The sequence below is a fragment of the Brevibacterium metallidurans genome (assembly GCF_037101285.1).
Lineage (GTDB): Bacteria > Actinomycetota > Actinomycetes > Actinomycetales > Brevibacteriaceae > Brevibacterium > Brevibacterium metallidurans.
Map to the genome: position 1 here is coordinate 1 of NZ_BAAAAF010000046.1, position 1,379 is coordinate 1,379.

Below are 1,379 nucleotides of genomic sequence, written 5' to 3' on the forward strand. Positions count from 1 at the left end.
GGCTCATCGCAGTTGAGGGTGTAGTCGGGGTCTGAATCCGCCGGCCTCGAGTAGAGATCGGGCGATGTAGTGGGTGAGGTTGCGGAAGCCGAGGGCGGAGCCGCGGAGGTGTTCGAGTCGGCCGTTGATGGCCTCTGTCGGCCCGTTCGAGGTCCCGGGCCGGTCGAAGAAGGCGAGCACGTCTGCGGCGCGCTGCTTCAGCGTCCGGCCGAGTGTGCGGATCTCGACCAGCGCGTCTGGGACGCCGCTGGCGACCGACTCGATGACCGCTCGCATCCTCTGCTTGCCCGTGGTCTTGTTGGGCTCGCGGTAGGCGGCGACCATCCGCTGGTAGATGCCCCAGGTCGCTTCGACCTGGACGTGCTCGTCTGCCGCGAATACCGTGTCCAGCCGGGCGCGCTGGGTGTCGGTGAGCAGGTCCGCGCCGGTCTGCAGGGTCCGCCGCGCCCGGTAGAGCGGGTCCCCGGCCCGGCCCCGGTGCCCGAGGGTGTGCTGCTGGACGCGCTGCCGGCACCGGTCCAGTCCCTCACCTGCCAGACGGATGACGTGGAACGGATCCATGACCGGTACTGCGGTGGGTAGCTCTTCGGCGGCAGCGGTCTTGAACCCGGTGAACCCGTCCATCGCGACGACCTCCACCCCGTCCCGCCACGCCCGAGGACGATCGGCCAGCCACTGCTTGAACACGGCCTTCGACCGGCCCGCGACCATGTCCAGCAGCCGCGCGGGCCCGGACTTGTTCCGGGCCGGGGTGAGGTCGATGATCACGGTCACGTACTTGTCGCCGTGGCGCGTGTGACGCCACACGTGCTCATCGACCCCGATGGTGGTGACCCCGGCGAACCGGGCCGGATCGTCGATCAGCACCCGCTTGCCCTCGGCGATGACCGCCTCGTTGGCGGTATGCCAGGACACTCCCAGCCCGGCAGCGACGCGGCTGACGGTGAGGTGGTCCACGACCACACCGGTCAGCGCCCAGCCCACCCCGCCACGGGTGATCTTCGCCCGCGGCGCCGCGGCCTTCGACGTGTCCTGCCGCCACGTCCGACGGCAGGTAACACACCGGTACCGGCGGACCCGGACCATCAAGGTCGTGGGCCGGTGCCCGAACGGCTCGTGCGCCAACCGGCGGATCACCGTGTCTCGGGGCACGCCCTCGGCCCCGCACTCCCTGCACCACGGGTCCGGCTCCAGGACCCGGCACTGGATCACCGCACGATCAGGCTCAACCCGCTGTCCGACGGCCTCGAGGCCGAGCTCGTCGAGACGGCAGAACGTGGTCAGGTCAGGGCGAACGAAGGTAGCGTGATCCATGTCGAGGTCCTCAGGATGGGCAGTGTCAGAACTTCCATCCTCGGAGGGCCTCGACCCCTATCCAG

Annotated in this window: 1 protein-coding gene; it reads right to left on the minus strand. The window is 69.8% G+C overall.

The window, feature by feature from the left end:
• Positions 1-3 precede the first annotated feature (3 nt).
• Positions 4-1,314 (minus strand): ISL3 family transposase, encoded by a 1,311-nt coding sequence (locus tag AACX88_RS17430; RefSeq protein ID WP_036316278.1) that lies wholly within the window; start codon positions 1,312-1,314, stop codon positions 4-6.
• Between the last annotated feature and the right edge of the window lie 65 nt (positions 1,315-1,379).